This is a genomic window from Streptomyces sp. NPDC016677 (assembly GCF_055562815.1).
Map to the genome: position 1 here is coordinate 174,900 of NZ_JBVHEO010000005.1, position 16,147 is coordinate 191,046.

Annotated in this window: 12 protein-coding genes; 7 read left to right on the forward strand and 5 right to left on the reverse strand. The window is 69.2% G+C overall.

The window, feature by feature from the left end; all coding sequences use genetic code 11:
* Positions 1-32: 32 nt before the first annotated feature.
* Together ACZ3IG_RS16980 and rpsF are read right to left on the reverse strand one after the other, a co-directional pair.
* Positions 33-626: a single-stranded DNA-binding protein gene (locus ACZ3IG_RS16980; protein ID WP_467432725.1), complete on the reverse strand. Its 594-nt coding sequence runs from the start codon at positions 624-626 to the stop codon at positions 33-35.
* Positions 627-700: 74 nt separating this feature from the next.
* On the reverse strand, positions 701-991 hold the full coding sequence (rpsF, locus tag ACZ3IG_RS16985) for a 30S ribosomal protein S6 (protein ID WP_215169684.1): 291 nt from the start codon (positions 989-991) through the stop codon (positions 701-703).
* Positions 992-1,271: 280 nt separating this feature from the next.
* Between rpsF and ACZ3IG_RS16990 the strand changes: the two genes are divergently transcribed.
* From ACZ3IG_RS16990 to ACZ3IG_RS17000, 3 genes are all read left to right on the forward strand, one after another.
* Positions 1,272-1,586: a hypothetical protein gene (locus ACZ3IG_RS16990; RefSeq protein ID WP_467432728.1), complete on the forward strand. Its 315-nt coding sequence runs from the start codon at positions 1,272-1,274 to the stop codon at positions 1,584-1,586.
* Between the two features lie 176 nt (positions 1,587-1,762).
* On the forward strand, positions 1,763-2,884 hold the full coding sequence (gene femX, locus ACZ3IG_RS16995) for a peptidoglycan bridge formation glycyltransferase FemX (RefSeq protein WP_215169687.1): 1,122 nt from the start codon (positions 1,763-1,765) through the stop codon (positions 2,882-2,884).
* A 55-nt stretch (positions 2,885-2,939) separates the two neighbouring features.
* Entirely contained in the window at positions 2,940-3,971 is a 1,032-nt protein-coding gene (locus ACZ3IG_RS17000) for an alanine racemase (protein ID WP_215169689.1), read from the forward strand.
* A gap of 186 nt (positions 3,972-4,157) precedes the next feature.
* Here ACZ3IG_RS17000 and ACZ3IG_RS17005 read toward each other — a convergent pair whose 3' ends face one another.
* Positions 4,158-5,654 (reverse strand): glycosyltransferase family 87 protein, encoded by a 1,497-nt coding sequence (locus tag ACZ3IG_RS17005; protein WP_467432730.1) that lies wholly within the window; start codon positions 5,652-5,654, stop codon positions 4,158-4,160.
* Between the two features lie 129 nt (positions 5,655-5,783).
* A complete protein-coding gene (locus ACZ3IG_RS17010; RefSeq protein WP_467432732.1) occupies positions 5,784-8,450 on the reverse strand; it encodes a transglycosylase domain-containing protein in 2,667 nt (888 codons plus the stop codon).
* Between the two features lie 362 nt (positions 8,451-8,812).
* Here ACZ3IG_RS17010 and ACZ3IG_RS17015 point away from each other — a divergent pair, with 362 nt between their 5' ends.
* The 3 genes from ACZ3IG_RS17015 (at position 8,813) to ACZ3IG_RS17025 (ending at position 11,958) form a co-directional block, all read left to right on the forward strand.
* Positions 8,813-9,490: a PadR family transcriptional regulator gene (locus tag ACZ3IG_RS17015; RefSeq protein ID WP_467432734.1), complete on the forward strand. Its 678-nt coding sequence runs from the start codon at positions 8,813-8,815 to the stop codon at positions 9,488-9,490.
* A 44-nt stretch (positions 9,491-9,534) separates the two neighbouring features.
* A complete protein-coding gene (locus tag ACZ3IG_RS17020) occupies positions 9,535-10,617 on the forward strand; it encodes an inositol-3-phosphate synthase (RefSeq protein ID WP_467432735.1) in 1,083 nt (360 codons plus the stop codon).
* Positions 10,618-10,695: 78 nt separating this feature from the next.
* A complete protein-coding gene (locus ACZ3IG_RS17025) occupies positions 10,696-11,958 on the forward strand; it encodes an MFS transporter (RefSeq protein ID WP_467432738.1) in 1,263 nt (420 codons plus the stop codon).
* 99 nt (positions 11,959-12,057) lie between these two features.
* On the opposite strand, the gene ACZ3IG_RS17030 is transcribed toward ACZ3IG_RS17025, so the two are convergent.
* Complete coding sequence (locus ACZ3IG_RS17030; RefSeq protein WP_467432739.1) at positions 12,058-13,527, reverse strand: CCA tRNA nucleotidyltransferase; 1,470 nt, start codon at positions 13,525-13,527, stop codon at positions 12,058-12,060.
* A gap of 226 nt (positions 13,528-13,753) precedes the next feature.
* Between ACZ3IG_RS17030 and ACZ3IG_RS17035 the strand changes: the two genes are divergently transcribed.
* Positions 13,754-16,147 (forward strand): DUF6049 family protein, encoded by a 2,394-nt coding sequence (locus ACZ3IG_RS17035; RefSeq protein WP_467432740.1) that lies wholly within the window; start codon positions 13,754-13,756, stop codon positions 16,145-16,147.

Consider the following 16,147-nt stretch of genomic DNA (forward strand, 5'->3'; position numbering starts at 1 on the left):
CGTCCCTGGGGGACGTCCCTGGAAGGGGCGCCCTAGAAGGGGGGCTCGTCCGAGTAGCCGCCGCCACCGCCGCCGCCGGAGTTTCCACCCCAGCCACCGCCGCCGCCCTGCTGGCCACCGGCGGGAGCGCCGGTCGCCCACGGGTCGTCGGCCGGAGCGCCGCCGCCCTGCTGGCCGCCGCCGGGGCCGCCGCCCCAGCCGCCGCCACCCTGGGCGCCGCCGCCACCGCCGCCGTAGCCGCCCTGGCCTCCGCGGCCCTGGCCCGAGGTCTTGGTGACCTTGGCCGTGGCGTTGCGCAGGCTGGCGCCGACCTCGTCGACGTCCAGCTCGTAGACCGTGCGCTTGACGCCCTCACGGTCCTCGTAGGACCGCTGCTTCAGCCGGCCCTGCACGATGACGCGCATGCCTCGCTGGAGCGACTCTGCGACGTTCTCCGCCGCCTGGCGCCAGACCGAGCAGGTCAGGAAGAGGCTCTCGCCGTCCTTCCACTCGTTGGTCTGGCGGTCGAAGGTGCGGGGAGTGGACGCGACACGGAACTTCGCGACGGCCGCACCGGAGGGGGTGAAGCGCAGCTCGGGGTCGTCGACAAGATTGCCGACGACCGTGATGACGGTCTCGCCTGCCATGGGGGAACCTCTCGGCGGGTTTGCTGCTGGCTGCTTGTGCTGCTACTCGAATCCCGGACCGGCTGAGCGGAAGCTCAGTGGGTCTCGGGACGGAGGACCTTGGTCCGGAGGACCGACTCGTTCAGGTTCATCTGGCGGTCGAGCTCCTTGACGACCGCAGGCTCGGCCTGCAGGTCGATGACCGAGTAGATGCCCTCGGGCTTCTTCTTGATCTCGTACGAGAGACGACGACGGCCCCAGGTGTCGACCTTCTCGACCTTTCCGCCACCGTCACGGACGACGGACAGGAAGTTCTCGATCAGCGGAGAGACAGCGCGCTCCTCGACATCGGGGTCGAGGATGACCATCACCTCGTAGTGACGCATGTGGAACCCACCTCCTTTGGACTCAGCGGCCACGGTCGTTCCGTGGCAGGAGGGTTGTGATGCGTTCGCCTCGGTACCTGTCATCAGTAGAGCAGCGGCCACTGACAATCAGGACGATCGCCGAGGGCTCTCAAGGCTGCGACTGAGCAGACACCGGTGCAGACGGTACACAGTACCCGCACCTCGGCTTCCGGTTGAAATCCGGCCGGAGAGGCAGACAATCTGTACACAAAGGGTGTGTAGGGCGCTACCATGCGCCGCCTATCGCAGGAGGTGCCCCATGGCACAGGTAATGCGAACCGACACCGCCGGCGGCCTCTTCGCCACGGACGGCAAGCCCCATCCGCTCCAGGACGCCCTGATGGCCGCGACCCTGGTGCTGGGCGTCGCGTCGTTCATCACCGCGATGTTCCACCATCTGCACCTGCTCAGCTCCTGGACCGGCCTGCTCGGCATCGTCGCCGGCGCCTACGGCCTGTGGGTCTCGGTGACCACCCGGGAGCGTTTCGGCCTGATCGTGGGCATGGGAGCCGCGGGCGTCGGCCTCCTCCTGGGCATGGCGCACGGCGGACTGTTCGGCGGGGTCATCCACTGACGCCAGGGACACCACAATCGAACAGCGGGTGACGCTCCGGTCTCCGGCGGGTCTCGGCCCGGCCCGGGCAAAGGAGCCGTGGGCCCAGTCGGGGCGCGCCGCGGGCGCAGTAGGCTTCGCGCGAGAGCCGGAGCCCCTGTACCCATGGGGACGAACCAGCCCGAGGAGCGCCCCGAATGAGCCTGACCCTGAGGACCATCAGTCGCGAGCAGCATCTGGCGTACATCCAGAGCCTGCCGTCGGCGAGTCACATGCAGGTCCCGGCATGGGCGGACGTCAAGGCGGAGTGGCGCTCGGAGAACCTCGGCTGGTTCGATGACCGGACCGGCGAACTGGTCGGCGCGGGCCTCGTCCTCTACCGTCAGCTGCCCAAGATCAAGCGTTACCTCGCCTACCTCCCCGAGGGCCCGGTCATCAACTGGTTCGCGCCGAACCTCCAGGAGTGGCTGGAACCGATGCTGGCGCACCTCAAGCGCCAGGGTGCCTTTTCGGTCAAGATGGGCCCGCCGGTGATCATCCGGCGCTGGGGTGCGGCGTCCATCAAGAAGGGCATCCAGGACCCGGACGTCAAGCGCCTGCGCGACATCGAGGCCGACTTCATCGAGCCGCGCGCCTTCGAGGTGGCGGACAAGCTGCGCAAGATGGGCTGGCAGCAGGGCGAGGACGGCGGCGCCGGCTTCGGCGACGTGCAGCCGCGCTACGTCTTCCAGGTCCCGCTGGCCAACCGGTCCCTGGAAGAGGTCCACAAGAACTTCAACCAGCTGTGGCGCCGCAACATCAAGAAGGCCGAGAAGGCCGGCGTCGAGGTCGTCCAGGGCGGTTACCACGACCTGGAGGAGTGGCAGCGGCTGTACGAGATCACGGCCGTGCGCGACCACTTCCGGCCCCGCCCGCTCTCCTACTTCCAGCGCATGTGGACGGCCCTCAACACCGAGGATCCCAACCGTATGCGGCTGTACTTCGCCCGTCACAACGGCGTGAACCTTTCGGCGGCGACGATGCTGGTCGTCGGCGGGCACGTCTGGTACTCCTACGGCGCCTCCGACAACATCGGGCGCGAGGTGAGGCCCTCCAACGCCATGCAGTGGACGATGCTGCGCGACGCCTACGCGCTCGGCGCCACCGTCTACGACCTGCGCGGCATCTCCGACTCCCTGGACGAGACCGACCACCTCTTCGGGCTGATCCAGTTCAAGGTCGGCACCGGCGGCGAGGCCGGCGAGTACCTCGGCGAGTGGGACTTCCCGCTCAACAAGCTGCTCCACAAGGCACTCGACCTCTACATGTCGCGTCGCTGACGCCGCGTTCCCCACCCCGACACACGCTGCCACGAGAAAGGTTCCAGGTCCGGCCATGGCGCTCACGCTCTACGTCGACACCGCGCGCTGGCGGGCGCACCACAAGCACGTGCAGGAGCAGTTCCCCGCACTGGTCCCGGTCTGCAAGGGCAACGGCTACGGCTTCGGGCACGAGCGGCTGGCGGAGGAGGCCACCCGGCTCGGCTCCGACGTGCTGGCCGTCGGCACGACGTACGAGGCCGCCCGGATCAAGGACTTCTTCGGCGGCGACCTGCTGGTCCTGACGCCGTACCGGCGCGGCGAGGAGCCCGTGCCACTGCCCGACCGGGTCATCCGGTCGGTCTCCTCGATCGACGGGGTCTACGGTCTCGTCGGCGCCCGGGTGGTCATCGAGGTGATGTCCTCGATGAAGCGGCACGGCATCAGCGAGCAGGAGCTGCCGCAGCTGCACGCCGCCATCGAGAACGTCCGGCTGGAGGGCTTCGCCATCCACCTGCCGCTGGACCGCACCGACGGCTCGGACGCCGTGGAGGAGGTCATCGGCTGGATGGACCGGCTGCGCGCGGCCCGGCTGCCGCTGCACACCATGTTCGTCAGCCACCTCAAGGCCGAGGAACTGGCCCGCCTCCAGCAGCAGTTCCCGCAGACCCGCTTCCGCGCCCGGATCGGCACCCGGCTGTGGCTGGGTGACCACGACGCCACCGAGTACCGCGGGGCCGTCCTGGACGTCACCCGGGTCGTCAAGGGGGAGCGGTTCGGCTACCGGCAGCAGAAGGCGGCCTCGGACGGCTTCCTGGTGGTCGTGGCCGGCGGCACCTCGCACGGCGTGGGGCTGGAGGCGCCGAAGGCCCTGCACGGGGTGATGCCGCGCGCCAAGGGCGTCGCCCGGGCCGGTCTCGCCACGGTCAACCGGAATCTCTCGCCGTTCGTCTGGGGCGGCAAGCAGCGCTGGTTCGCCGAGCCGCCGCACATGCAGGTCTCGATCCTGTTCGTGCCCTCGGACGCGCCGGAGCCGAAGGTCGGTGACGAGCTGGTCGCCCACCTGCGCCACACCACGACGCAGTTCGACCGCCTCCTCGACCGCTGACAGCCAGGGCTGGTCCAGCCGGGGCTGGTCGGCCCGGACCACGGCTCGACGGCCCAGGCCGCCCGTCTCGGCTCCGATCAGCTCCCCCGGGCCCACCGAGGCCCTCCCGCAGCACAAAGGCCGTACCCGGATCACCGGGTACGGCCTTCTGCGTGCCGGGGAGGCAGTCGCTCCCCGGGAATCCGCTCAGCGCGGCCCGTCGCCGTGCCGCTCGGTGCCCCACTCCACGTGTGGTCCCTCAAGCTCCTCCGTGTGCCGTACCGGGCCCGCCCCGCGGGCGAGGGCGAAGACATCGGCCCCGCCGTCGAGCACCCCGCCGGAGGGATCGTCGTCACCGGCCCTGCGCACCGGGTCCCGGTCCGGCATGAGGATGTCGCGGACCACCATCACACAGAGGTAGAGCGTGCCCAGCAGATGCAGGCCGATCGCCCAGTGGTAGCCGTCGGCCGGCAGCCCCTTGTGGGCGTCTCCGCTGGTCGTGTACGCGAGGTACATCCAGATGCCGAGGAAGTAGGCCACCTCGCACGCCTGCCAGATCAGGAAGTCCCGCCACTTCGGCCGGGCGAGCACCGCCAGCGGCACCAGCCACAGGACGTACTGGGGTGAGTAGACCTTGTTGGTGAGGATGAAGGCCGCGATGATCAGGAAAGCCAGCTGGGCGAAGCGCGGCCGGCGGGGCGCGGTCAGCGCGAGTGCCGCGATGCCGCCGCAGCACAGCACCATCAGCAGCATGGCGAGGGTGTTGACCGTCTCGGTGCTGAGCGGGTCGTCCGAGTTCTGCGCCAGGATCAGCCAGAAGGATCCGAAGTCGACGCCCCGCTCCTGGCTGAAGGTGTAGAACTTCGACCAGCCGTCGAAGGCGAAGAGCATCACCGGCAGGTTCACCACGAGCCAGGAGACGGCGGCGCCGCCGAGGGCGATCCCGTACTCCCGCCATTTGCCCGCCCGCCAGCACAGGACGAGCAGCGGTCCGAGGATCAGGAACGGGTAGAGCTTGGCGGCCGTGGCGAGCCCCAGGAGGACTCCGAAGGCGAGCGGACGGCTCCTGGACCACATCAGCATCGCCGCGGCCGTCAGAGCGACCGCCAGCAGATCCCAGTTGATGGTCGCGGTGAGGGCGAAGGCAGGCGCCAGGGCGACCAGCAGGCCGTCCCACGGCCGCCGTCCGTGGGTACGGGTCACGCAGACCGCGATGACCACCGCGCAGATCATCAGCATGCCCGCGTTGACCAGCCAGTACCACTGCTGCTGGTCCTGGATGCTGTCACCGCCCGGCGTGAGCCAGGAGGCCACCTCCATGAACACGCCCGTCAGCACCGGGTACTCGAGGTACTGCATGTCGCCGGGGATCTTGTCGAAGTACGGGACGAGCCCGTCCGCGAACCCGCGTCCGGTGAAGAGGTGCGGGATGTCCGAGTAACAGGCGTGTGTGTACTGCGAGCCGGCGCCGAAGAACCATCCGCCGTTGTAGCAGGGCGCCTTCTGGACCAGGCCGAGGGCGAACATGCCGATCGCCACGAGTGCGATCACCCGTACCGGGGTCCACCAGGACGTACCGAGCAGGGCCCGTCGACCGAGAGGGCCGCCGAACAGCTCGCTGCCGGCCGCCGCGACCTGGTCCTCCTGGGTCGGCCGCACCGGGCCCGGCCGGGTGCTCGCTTGCGTCGATTCTGCACTGGGCATGGGGCACATCCTGCCGTACGTACCTCTGAAAACGCCGAGGGCCGCCGCACCAGGTCGGTGCGGCGGCCCTGTTTCATGTGAAACATAGGGGTGTTTCACGTGAAACACCCATGCCGGGCGATCCGGCAGCTATCCGAAGATGCCTCCGTCATTGCCTCGCGAGTTGCCGGCTTCCTCCGACTCCGTGGCGGACGACGAGGGGGATTCGCTGGCGTCACCCTCGCCCTCGTCGCCCGTCTCGGTACCGCCGTCCGACCCCTCCTCGCAGCCCCAGTCCCAGGCGCCGCAGGTCTCGCTGGTGGTGGGCGTCGGTGAGGTCTCTTCCTGCGTCTCCGACTGCGTGGGGGTCGGAGAGGGGCTCTCCGACTCCTCCTTCTCGGTCTCTGTGACCGAGGGGGACGCCGACGGCGAAGGCTTGTCGTTGACGACCTCGCCGATGGACTCCGGCTTGGGGAACTTCACCGCCGGCTCGCCCTTGAGCGCGTCTTCCATGTAGTCCTTGAAGATCTCGGACGGGAAGGAGGCACCGTGGATCTCCTTCTGACCGCCCGTCCCGTACATCTCCAGGAACTGACGGTTCTTGACGCTCTCGTCGTCCGGGTAGCGGAACATGCTGATCGCGGTGGAGAGCTGCGGGGTGTAGCCGACGAACCAGGCCGACTTGTTGCCGTCGGTCGTACCGGTCTTGCCGGCCACCTCCCGGCCCGTGAGCCGGGCGTTCTTGCCGGTGCCCTCCTCGACGACGGTCTTCAGGACGTCCGTGACGTTGTCCGCGACCTTGGCGGTGAACGCCTGCTCGGTCTTCACCTTGTGCGTGTAGATCGTGCCGTCCTTGTCCGTCACCTTGGTCACGGAGAAGGGGTCACGCTGCTCGCCGCTGCTCGCGAAGGTGGCGTAGGAGCCGGCCATCCGGATCGCGCTCGGGTCGGAGATACCGATGGAGAACGAGGGGAACGTGGTGCCGGCCAGGCTGTCCTCCAGAAGGCCGGCCTTGAGCGCGGAGTCCTTCACCTTGTCCAGGCCGACGTCCATGCCGAGCTGGACGAAGGCGGAGTTGATCGACTCCCGCATCGCCTCGCGAAGGTCGATCATGAAGTCCGGCGCCTCACCGTTGGTGGCGTCGGCGCCGCCGTCATTGGTCTGCAGCCACTCCTCGCCCTTCTCGTTCTGCCAGACGCTCCCGTCGTAGTTCTTGACCTTCCACTGGTTCTTGCCGCTGTACAGGCTCTTCGGCGAGACCAGGGTGCGCTCGTCCTCCGACTGCACCTCGCCGAGGTCCGGGTCACGGACGCCGTACGTCATCGCGGCGGCGAGCACGAACGGCTTGAACGTCGAACCGACCTGGGCACCGGTCACATCGGCGTTGTTGGTGAAGTGCGTGGTCGCGTCCTGACCGCCGTAGATGGCCTCGATGGCACCGGTCTCAGGATTCACGGAGGCACCGCCGAACTGGACGTCGGTGTCCTTGTCGGGGCGCTTCTTCGGGTCGATGTTCTCCTTGTAGACCTTGGTGACCGCCTTCTCGAGCTCCTCGACCTTCTTCTTGTCGAAGGTCGTGTAGATCGAGTACCCGCCCTGTTCGAGCTGGTTGGTGGTGACCACGTCGTTCTTGACCAGCGACGCCTTGGCCAGGTCGACCAGGTAACCGATCTGCCCGCTCAGCTGGGTGTTCGACCGCGGGTTCTCCCACTTGGGGAGTTCGGTGTACTTGGCGCGTTCCGTCTCGCTCAGGTGCCCGTACTCGACCATCTTGTCGAGGGTGTCCTGCATCTGCAGCAGGGCCCGCCGCTGGTTGGCCTTCGGCGTGGCGGCCGAGTCGATGGACGTCGCTCCGGCCGGGTCGTAGTAGGTCGCGCCCTTCAGCATCGCCGAGAGGAAGGCGCACTCCCCGGGGTTCAGCTCCTCGGAGTCCTTGTCGAAGTACGCCCGGGAGGCCGCCTGGATGCCCCAGGCGCCGCGGCCGTAGTAGGCGGAGTTGAGGTAGCCCGCGAGGATGTCCTGCTTCTTGAGCTTGGTGCCGACCTTGATCGACACGAAGATCTCCTTCACCTTGCGGGAGATCGTCTGCGACTGGTCGTCCAGCATGGCGTTCTTGACGTACTGCTGGGTGATGGTCGAACCGCCCTGGGTGTCGCCGCCCATCGCCATGTTGTACACGGCGCGCGCGATGCCCTTGGGGTCGATGCCGCTGTCGTCGTAGAAGGTCTTGTTCTCCTGCGAGATCACGGCGTTCTGCATGGCCTTGGGGATCCGGGAGAGGTCGACGATCTGCCGGTTGCGCTCGCCACCCGTGGAGACCATCTGGGTGCCGTCGGCCCAGTAGTAGACGTTGTTCTGCGCCGTCGCGGTCTTGGCCTCGTCGGGGATGCCCACCATCGCGTACGCGATGCCCGCCGCGGCGACCATGGCGCCGAAGAACCCGACGCACAGGCCGGAGACCAGCTTCCAGGACGGCACCCAGCGGCGCCATCCGTACTTGTCGAAGCGCGGATAGTCGATGATCCGCTTCTTGTCCGGCGCGGGCGCCCGGCCGCGCCCCGGCGGGGCCGCACGCCTCCCGCCGCGGCCCGGTTCGGCCGCTCTGCGGCGGCCACCACCGCTGCGCTGGGCCGCACGACGGGCCTCGGCGCGGCTCCCGTACTGCTCCTCACCTCCCGGCGCGTGCGAGCCGGACGGAGACTCTGTGGCGCCTCGCGGTGCCGCACGGCGGCCGGAGGACGAACCGGACTGGCCGCGTCGGGCCGCGGCACGTCCGCCTCCCTGCGGCTGCGGCGGTTTGCGACGGTGCTCGCTCATCGAACGACTACTCCTCGGGCAGGCGCACCATTGCGCGCCTGGCAACGGCGGCTGGTTTCCGGTCCCCCCGAAGTACGGATGCGGCCCCTGCCGTATTCACCCGTACTGCACCAGGGACAGGGACGCCCCCGGGCATCACTCGGTTCCCGGTGGTCTGCATGGCGCACAGACTACGCACCGGCGAAACCCCCGAGCTTCGAAGTTCACCTCAAATCAGGCAACTTGCTTTCCATGAATCAACGATGTGATCCCGTTCACGGGTTTCCCTCTTGTCGCACACGAGAGGCCGTTCTATCGTCTGGATGTATCGAGTCGATACATCAGCTCGGCATAAGGACCCAGGCGACCAAGGGGAGGCGACGATGAGCCGGCGTTCCGGCATCCTCGAGTTCGCCGTCCTCGGCCTGCTCCGCGAGTCCCCGATGCACGGCTATGAGCTGCGTAAACGGCTCAACACGTCACTGGGTGTGTTCCGGGCGTTCAGCTACGGAACGCTGTATCCCTGCCTCAAGACGCTGGTCGCCAACGGCTGGTTGATAGAGGAGCCGGGGAACACCCCCGAGGCCACCGCCCCTCTGGCGGGGCGCCGAGCCAAGATCGTCTACCGGTTGACGGCAGAAGGTAAGGAACACTTCGAGCAGCTCCTCTCGCAGACGGGTCCCGACGCGTACGAGGACGAGACCTTCGCCGCCCGCTTCGCCTTCTTCGGACAGACGTCGCGTGACGTACGCATGCGCGTACTGGAGGGGCGCCGCAGCCGGCTGGAGGAGCGCCTGGAGAAGATGCGCGCTTCGCTGGCGCGCACCCGGGACCGTCTGGACGACTACACGCTGGAGCTCCAGCGCCACGGCATGGAGTCCGTGGAGCGCGAGGTGCGCTGGCTGAACGAGCTCATCGAGAGCGAGCGGGCGGGACGGGACCTGCGCGGTTCCGGCCCCGAGGGGTCCGCTCGACAGGACACCACACATGGAGCGCCGGGCGGTCTGCCCCGGTCCGGGGACGACCCGCGACCGGATACGCCCGACGACACCGCCACGTGAGCGCCCGGCCAGGGCCTCACTCGTACACACAGGGAGCAACCGGAATGGGTTCGGTTCGCGTAGCCATCGTCGGTGTGGGCAACTGCGCCGCATCGCTGGTGCAGGGCGTCGAGTACTACAAGGACGCCGACCCGGCGGCCAAGGTCCCCGGCCTGATGCACGTCCAGTTCGGCGACTACCACGTCCGTGACGTCGAGTTCGTCGCCGCGTTCGACGTGGACGCCAAGAAGGTCGGCCTGGACCTCGCGGACGCCATCGGCGCCTCCGAGAACAACACCATCAAGATCTGCGACGTGCCGAACACCGGCGTGCAGGTCCAGCGCGGCCACACCCTCGACGGTCTCGGCAAGTACTACCGCCAGACCATCGAGGAGTCCGCCGAGGAGCCGGTCGACATCGTCCAGGTCCTCAAGGACAAGCAGGTCGACGTCCTGGTCTGCTACCTGCCCGTGGGCTCCGAGGACGCGGCGAAGTACTACGCCCAGTGCGCCATCGACGCCAAGGTCGCCTTCGTCAACGCCCTCCCGGTCTTCATCGCCGGCACCAAGGAGTGGGCGGACAAGTTCACCGAGGCCGGTGTCCCGATCGTCGGCGACGACATCAAGTCGCAGGTCGGTGCCACCATCACGCACCGCGTCATGGCGAAGCTGTTCGAGGACCGTGGCGTCGTCCTGGACCGCACGATGCAGCTGAACGTCGGCGGCAACATGGACTTCAAGAACATGCTCGAGCGCGAGCGCCTGGAGTCCAAGAAGATCTCCAAGACGCAGGCCGTCACCTCCCAGATCCCCGACCGGGACCTGGGCGCGGACAACGTCCACATCGGCCCGTCCGACTACGTGGCCTGGCTGGACGACCGCAAGTGGGCCTACGTCCGCCTGGAGGGCCGTGCCTTCGGTGACGTCCCGCTGAACCTGGAGTACAAGCTCGAGGTCTGGGACTCCCCGAACTCGGCCGGTGTCATCATCGACGCCCTGCGCGCCGCGAAGATCGCCAAGGACCGCGGCATCGGCGGCCCGATCCTGTCGGCGTCGAGCTACTTCATGAAGTCCCCGCCGGTCCAGTACTTCGACGACGAGGCCCGCGCCAACGTCGAGAAGTTCATCGCGGGCGAGGTCGAGCGCTGAGCCGCTCCGACCGCGAACGGAGGAGGGCCCCCGAGGCAGTACGCCCGGGGGCCCTCCCCGTATGTGAGGCTGTCCCCCATGGCCGTTGTCCGTGACCTGCGCGTCCTGCTGCGTCTGAAGGGGTTCAGGCGCCTGCTCGCCGTCCGCCTGCTCTCCCAGGGGGCCGACGGCGTCTATCAGGTCGGACTCGCCACCTATGTCGTCTTCTCCCCGGAGAAGCAGACCTCACCGGCCGCGGTGGCCTCCGCCATGGCGGTGCTGCTGCTCCCGTACTCGCTGGTCGGCCCCTTCGCCGGCGTCCTGCTCGACCGCTGGCGCCGCCGCCAGGTCTTCCTGTTCGGCAACCTGCTGCGCGCCCTGATGGCCTCGGTGACGGCCCTCCTGATGATCGCCTCGGTCCCGGACTGGCTCTTCTACGTCTCCGCCCTGTGCGTCACCGCCGTCAACCGCTTCGTCCTGGCCGGACTGTCCGCCGCGCTGCCCCGGGTGGTTGACGCCGACCGCCTGGTGATCGCCAACTCGCTCTCCCCGACCGCCGGAACCCTGGCGGCAACGGCGGGCGGTGGGCTCGCCTTCGTCGTCCGCATCGTGATCGCCGACACCGACGCCGCGGTGGTGGTGCTGGGAGCCGTCCTCTACCTGTGCGGCGCCCTGGCCTCGCTGCGCATGGCGGCGGACCTGCTGGGGCCCGACCGGGCGCTGATCCGGCCCCGGCTGGCCACCGCCCTCACCGGCACCGCGCGCGACCTGGTGGCGGGGGTGCGGCACCTCGCCGCGCCGGTACGCCGGGAGGCGGCCTGGTCGCTGGCCGCCATGACGCTGATGCGGTTCTGCTACGGCGCCCTGCTGGTGATGCTGCTGATGCTGTGCCGGTACGCCCTGTCCTCCGGAACGGACGAAGGACTCGCCCTGCTGGGGCTGGCACTGGGCGTCTCGGGCGCCGGCTTCTTCGCGGCGGCGGTCCTGACCCCCTGGACAGCGGGCCGGCTCGGCCCCGGCCGCTGGATGGCCCTGTGCGCCGCGGCCGCCGCGGTCCTGGTGCCCGCCCTCGGCCTTCCGTTCGCCACCGCGCCCCTGATCGCCGCCGCGTTCGTCCTGGGGCTCATCACCCAGGGCTCGAAGATCGCGACCGACACCATCGTGCAGTCCTCGGTCGACGACGCCTTCCGGGGCCGGATCTTCTCCGTCTACGACGTGCTGTTCAACGTCGCCTTCGTCGGTGCGGCCGGGGTCGCCGCCCTCATGCTGCCGCCGGACGGCCGCTCGGTACCGCTTGTCGTGACCGTGGCCCTGGTCTACGCGGTGGTCGCGGCGGCCACGGTCCGCCGCGTACGCCGGTAGTCGTAGTCGGTACCGGCGTACGGGGGTGGCGATGTTTCACGTGAAACACGGACCCTCCACAACGATGGAGCGGCGGCATGTTTCACGTGAAACATGCGCTCACCCTTCCTGGCGGTCCCACCACTCCCGGAGTGCCGCGACCGCCGCCTCATGCTCCATCGGCCCGTTCTCCAGCCGCAGCTCCAGCAGGTGCTTGTACGCCTGCCCGACAGCGGGGCCGGGACGGATGCCGAGGATCTGCATGATCTCGTTGCCGTCGAGGTCCGGGCGGATCGAGTCCAGCTCCTCCTGCTCCTGGAGCTGGGCGATCCGCTCCTCCAGGCCGTCGTACGCGCGCGACAGCGCGGTCGCCTTGCGCTTGTTACGCGTCGTGCAGTCGGACCGGGTCAGCTTGTGCAGACGGTCGAGCAGCGGTCCCGCGTCCCGGACATACCGGCGCACCGCGGAATCGGTCCACTCCCCGGTGCCGTACCCGTGGAACCGCAGATGCAGCTCGACGAGGCGCGAGACGTCCTTCACCAGTTCGTTGGAGTACTTCAGCGCCAGCATGCGCTTCTTCGTCATCTTGGCCCCGACCACCTCGTGGTGGTGGAACGAGACCCGCCCGTCCTTCTCGAAGCGACGGGTGCGGGGCTTGCCGATGTCGTGCAGCAGCGCGGCCAGCCGGAGGGTCAGGTCGGGGCCGTCCTGCTCCAGGGCCATCGCCTGTTCCAGCACGATCAGCGAGTGCTCGTAGACGTCCTTGTGGCGGTGGTGCTCGTCGCTCTCCAGGCGCAGGGCGGGCAGCTCGGGCAGGACGTACTCGGCCAGGCCGGTCTCCACCAGGAGCGTCAGCCCCTTGCGCGGGTGCGCGGACAGGATCAGCTTGTTCAGCTCGTCCCGCACCCGCTCGGCCGAGACGATCTCGATACGCCCGGCCATCTCCTTCATCGCCTCGACGACCTCGGGAGCCACCTCGAAGTCGAGCTGCGCGGCGAAACGCGCGGCCCGCAGCATCCGGAGCGGGTCGTCGGAGAAGGACGCCTCGGGCGTTCCCGGTGTACGCAGCACCCGGGCCGCGAGGTCGTCCCGCCCGTGGTGCGGGTCGATGAACTCCTTCTCGGGGAGCGCGACGGCCATCGCGTTGACGGTGAAGTCCCGCCGGACGAGGTCGTCCTCGATGGAGTCGCCGTAGGACACCTCGGGCTTGCGCGAGGTGCGGTCGTAGGCCTCCGACCGGTAGGTGGTCACCTCGATCTGGAGGCTTCGATCAGCGTCTCCGACGCGGGCGTCCTTCTGCGCACCGACGGTTCCGAAGGCGATCCCGATCTCCCAGACGGCGTCCGCCCACGGACGGATGATCTTGAGAACCTCCTCGGGACGGGCATCGGTGGTGAAGTCCAGGTCGTTGCCGAGCCGCCCGAGCAACGCGTCGCGCACCGAGCCGCCGACCAGGGCGAGAGAGAACCCGGCCTCCTGGAAACGGCGGGCGAGGTCGTCGGCGACCGGCGAGACGCGCAGCAGTTCGCTCACCGCGCGGTGCTGCGCCTGACTCAGGGCACTGGGGTTGACTTCATTGGCGTTCGGCACAACAGAAAAGGGTACGTGCCCCGGGCGGAGGCGGGCGCACCACTTGTTCGGACGCTCCCCTTTATACGGGCATATACGCGGCGGCCCGATCTCGCACTCGTTCCCCTCGTCGGCCCCGCACCCGATCTTGTGGGCCACTCCGCGGCACTTCCCCTCAGCGCGCATCGTTACCATGCGTGGACGCACATCCGACGACCACTGACGACGACGAGGGACGGGCGAGCGCGTGGCCGAGGCGGCAGACTTCCAGGGGACCCATCCCTCACCTGCCCGCCGCTGGGTACGGCGCACTATGGCACTGGTCGCCTCCGCACCGCTGCTGGCAGGCCTCGTACAGGTGTCGGCCGGTCCGGCCCAGGCGGGGGAGCAGACCGGCGCCCGGACCGCGGCCGGGTCGGACGGGGTGTCCGTGGCCGTCGACTCGCTCAGCCCCGCCGCCCCCACGGACGGCGACACCGTCACGGTGTCGGGCACGGTGACCAACAACGGCAAGCAGGCGGTCACCGACGCCCAGGTCGCCCTGCGGGTGGGCGAGCAGCTCGACACCCGCTCCGCCATCGACACGGTCGCCAAGAACAGCGACGACCTCGACGCCTCGCTCGGCACGGAGATCGACGACAAGTACGCGGAGGAGTACGCCGAGCTCACTCCCGGGGTCGCCGAGCACTTCACCGTCTCGGTCCCGGTCGACGCGCTGGACCTCGGCGAGGACGGCGTCTACGAGTTCGCCGTGACGCTCTCCGGGCAGACCTCCGCGCAGCCCTGGGAACGGCTTCTCGGCGTGCAGCGGACCTTCCTGCCCTGGCAGCCCGGCGAGGCCGGCACCGGGACGCGGACGACCTTCCTGTGGCCGCTGATCTCCACCGCGCACATGGCCGCGGAGACGGGGTCGAACGAGCAGCAGACCCCGGTCTTCCTCAATGACGACCTGGCCAAGGAGATCTCCCCCGGCGGCCGCCTGAACCAGATGGTGACGCTCGGCAAGGAACTCGACGTGACCTGGGTCGTCGACCCCGACCTGCTGGCCTCCGTCGACGCGATGACCCGCGGCTACGAGGTCCGGGACGCGGACGGCAACACCTCGGCCGGCACCCACCAGGCCGTCGCCAAGCAGTGGCTCGCCGACCTCCAGAAGGCGGTGGCGGACAAGGAGGTCGTCGCGCTGCCCTTCGCCGACCCCGACCTGGCCTCCCTCGCGCACAACGGCACGGACTTCACCGGCTCGCTGAGCCAGCTGAAGGAGGCCACCGACGTCGTCGCCAACACGGTGGAGCCGATCCTCCACGTGGAACCGACCACCGACTTCGCCTGGCCGGTGGAGGGCGCCGTCGACCCGTCGATCGTCAAGGTCGCCACCTCCGCCGGGGCCGACAAGGTGATCGCCCGCAGCGACAGCCTCCAGGAGGGCAGCGGCCTGTCGTACACGCCCTCCGCGGCCCGGCCCATCGGGGGCGGGACGACGGCGGTCGTCGCGGACGCCCGCCTGTCCACGGCGTTCGAGGGTGACCTGACCAAGGCGTCCACCTCCACGGCGGCCGTCCAGCAGTTCCTCGCGCAGAGCCTGTCCCTGAACCTGCAGACCGGGAGAGAGCGCAGCGTCGTCGTCGCCCCGCAGCGCACACCGACCGGAAGCCAGGCCCGGGCGATGGCCGAGGCGCTGACCGCGCTGCAGGACGGCAACTGGTCCGAGTCCCAGGACCTGTCCGACGCCGCCTCGGCCAAGCCGGACCCGGGCGCCACGACGAAGGTGCCGTCGCGTTCCTCGTACCCCTCCTCGCTGCGCAAGCGGGAGCTGCCGTACTCGGTGTTCGAGCAGATCGCCCGGACGCAGGACAAGCTGGACCACTTCAAGGCCGTCCTGTCGGACCGGTCCCGGGTGGTGACCCCCTTCGGACGGGCCATGAACCGGGAGATGTCCACGTCCTGGCGCGGCCGCGCCTCCGAGGGACAGACCTTCCGCAACGGCGTGGAGACCTACCTCGACGGGCTGACCGGCCAGGTCCGACTGATCGACAAGTCGGAGACGAAGCTGTCCGGGCGCAGCGCCACGATCCCCGTGACCGTCCAGAACAACCTCGTGCAGGACGCCGACCACCTGGTGCTCCGGCTCACCTCGACCAACCCGACGCGTCTGAAGATCGACGGCGAGGCCTACCAGGAGCAGCCCGTCTCGGTCTCCGGCGGGCACAGCCAGTCGGTGAAGTTCACCACGTCCGCCAACGCCAACGGGCGGGCGACGGTGATCGCCCAGCTGTACACGGCGGACGGCCGCAAGTACGGCGCACCCGTGACCTTCGATGTGAAGGTCACCGAGATCACGGCCACCGTGATGCTGGTCATCGGCGGCGGCGTCCTCCTCCTCGTCCTCGCCGGCTACCGCATGTACCAGCAGCGCAAGCGTGCCGCCGCCCGCGTCGCGGACGACGACGGCCCCGGCGCCGGCGCCGGGGAGGACGACGCGGACGGCCCCGAGAACCCGGAAGGCCCCGCCGGCCGTCCCGCCGAGGAGTCCGGGGCACACTCCCGGGCAGGCGACCCGGAGCAGCCGAGTGACCCCGGAGCGGACACCGCAGCGGAAAGCGCCGACCCGTCCGGGACGGGTGAGAGAGTGGACCGTTGA

Bases quoted from the DNA above. Each gene is read 5' to 3' on its own strand.
- ACZ3IG_RS17025 (WP_467432738.1), top strand. From the start codon at position 10,696: ATGGCCGTTGTCCGTGACCTGCGCGTCCTGCTGCGTCTGAAGGGGTTC.
- ACZ3IG_RS17000 (WP_215169689.1), top strand. From the start codon at position 2,940: ATGGCGCTCACGCTCTACGTCGACACCGCGCGCTGGCGGGCGCACCAC.
- ACZ3IG_RS16980 (WP_467432725.1), bottom strand. From the start codon at position 626: ATGGCAGGCGAGACCGTCATCACGGTCGTCGGCAATCTTGTCGACGAC.
- rpsF (WP_215169684.1), bottom strand. From the start codon at position 991: ATGCGTCACTACGAGGTGATGGTCATCCTCGACCCCGATGTCGAGGAG.
- ACZ3IG_RS17005 (WP_467432730.1), bottom strand. From the start codon at position 5,654: ATGCCCAGTGCAGAATCGACGCAAGCGAGCACCCGGCCGGGCCCGGTG.
- ACZ3IG_RS17010 (WP_467432732.1), bottom strand. From the start codon at position 8,450: ATGAGCGAGCACCGTCGCAAACCGCCGCAGCCGCAGGGAGGCGGACGT.
- ACZ3IG_RS16990 (WP_467432728.1), top strand. From the start codon at position 1,272: ATGGCACAGGTAATGCGAACCGACACCGCCGGCGGCCTCTTCGCCACG.
- femX (WP_215169687.1), top strand. From the start codon at position 1,763: ATGAGCCTGACCCTGAGGACCATCAGTCGCGAGCAGCATCTGGCGTAC.
- ACZ3IG_RS17020 (WP_467432735.1), top strand. From the start codon at position 9,535: ATGGGTTCGGTTCGCGTAGCCATCGTCGGTGTGGGCAACTGCGCCGCA.
- ACZ3IG_RS17015 (WP_467432734.1), top strand. From the start codon at position 8,813: ATGAGCCGGCGTTCCGGCATCCTCGAGTTCGCCGTCCTCGGCCTGCTC.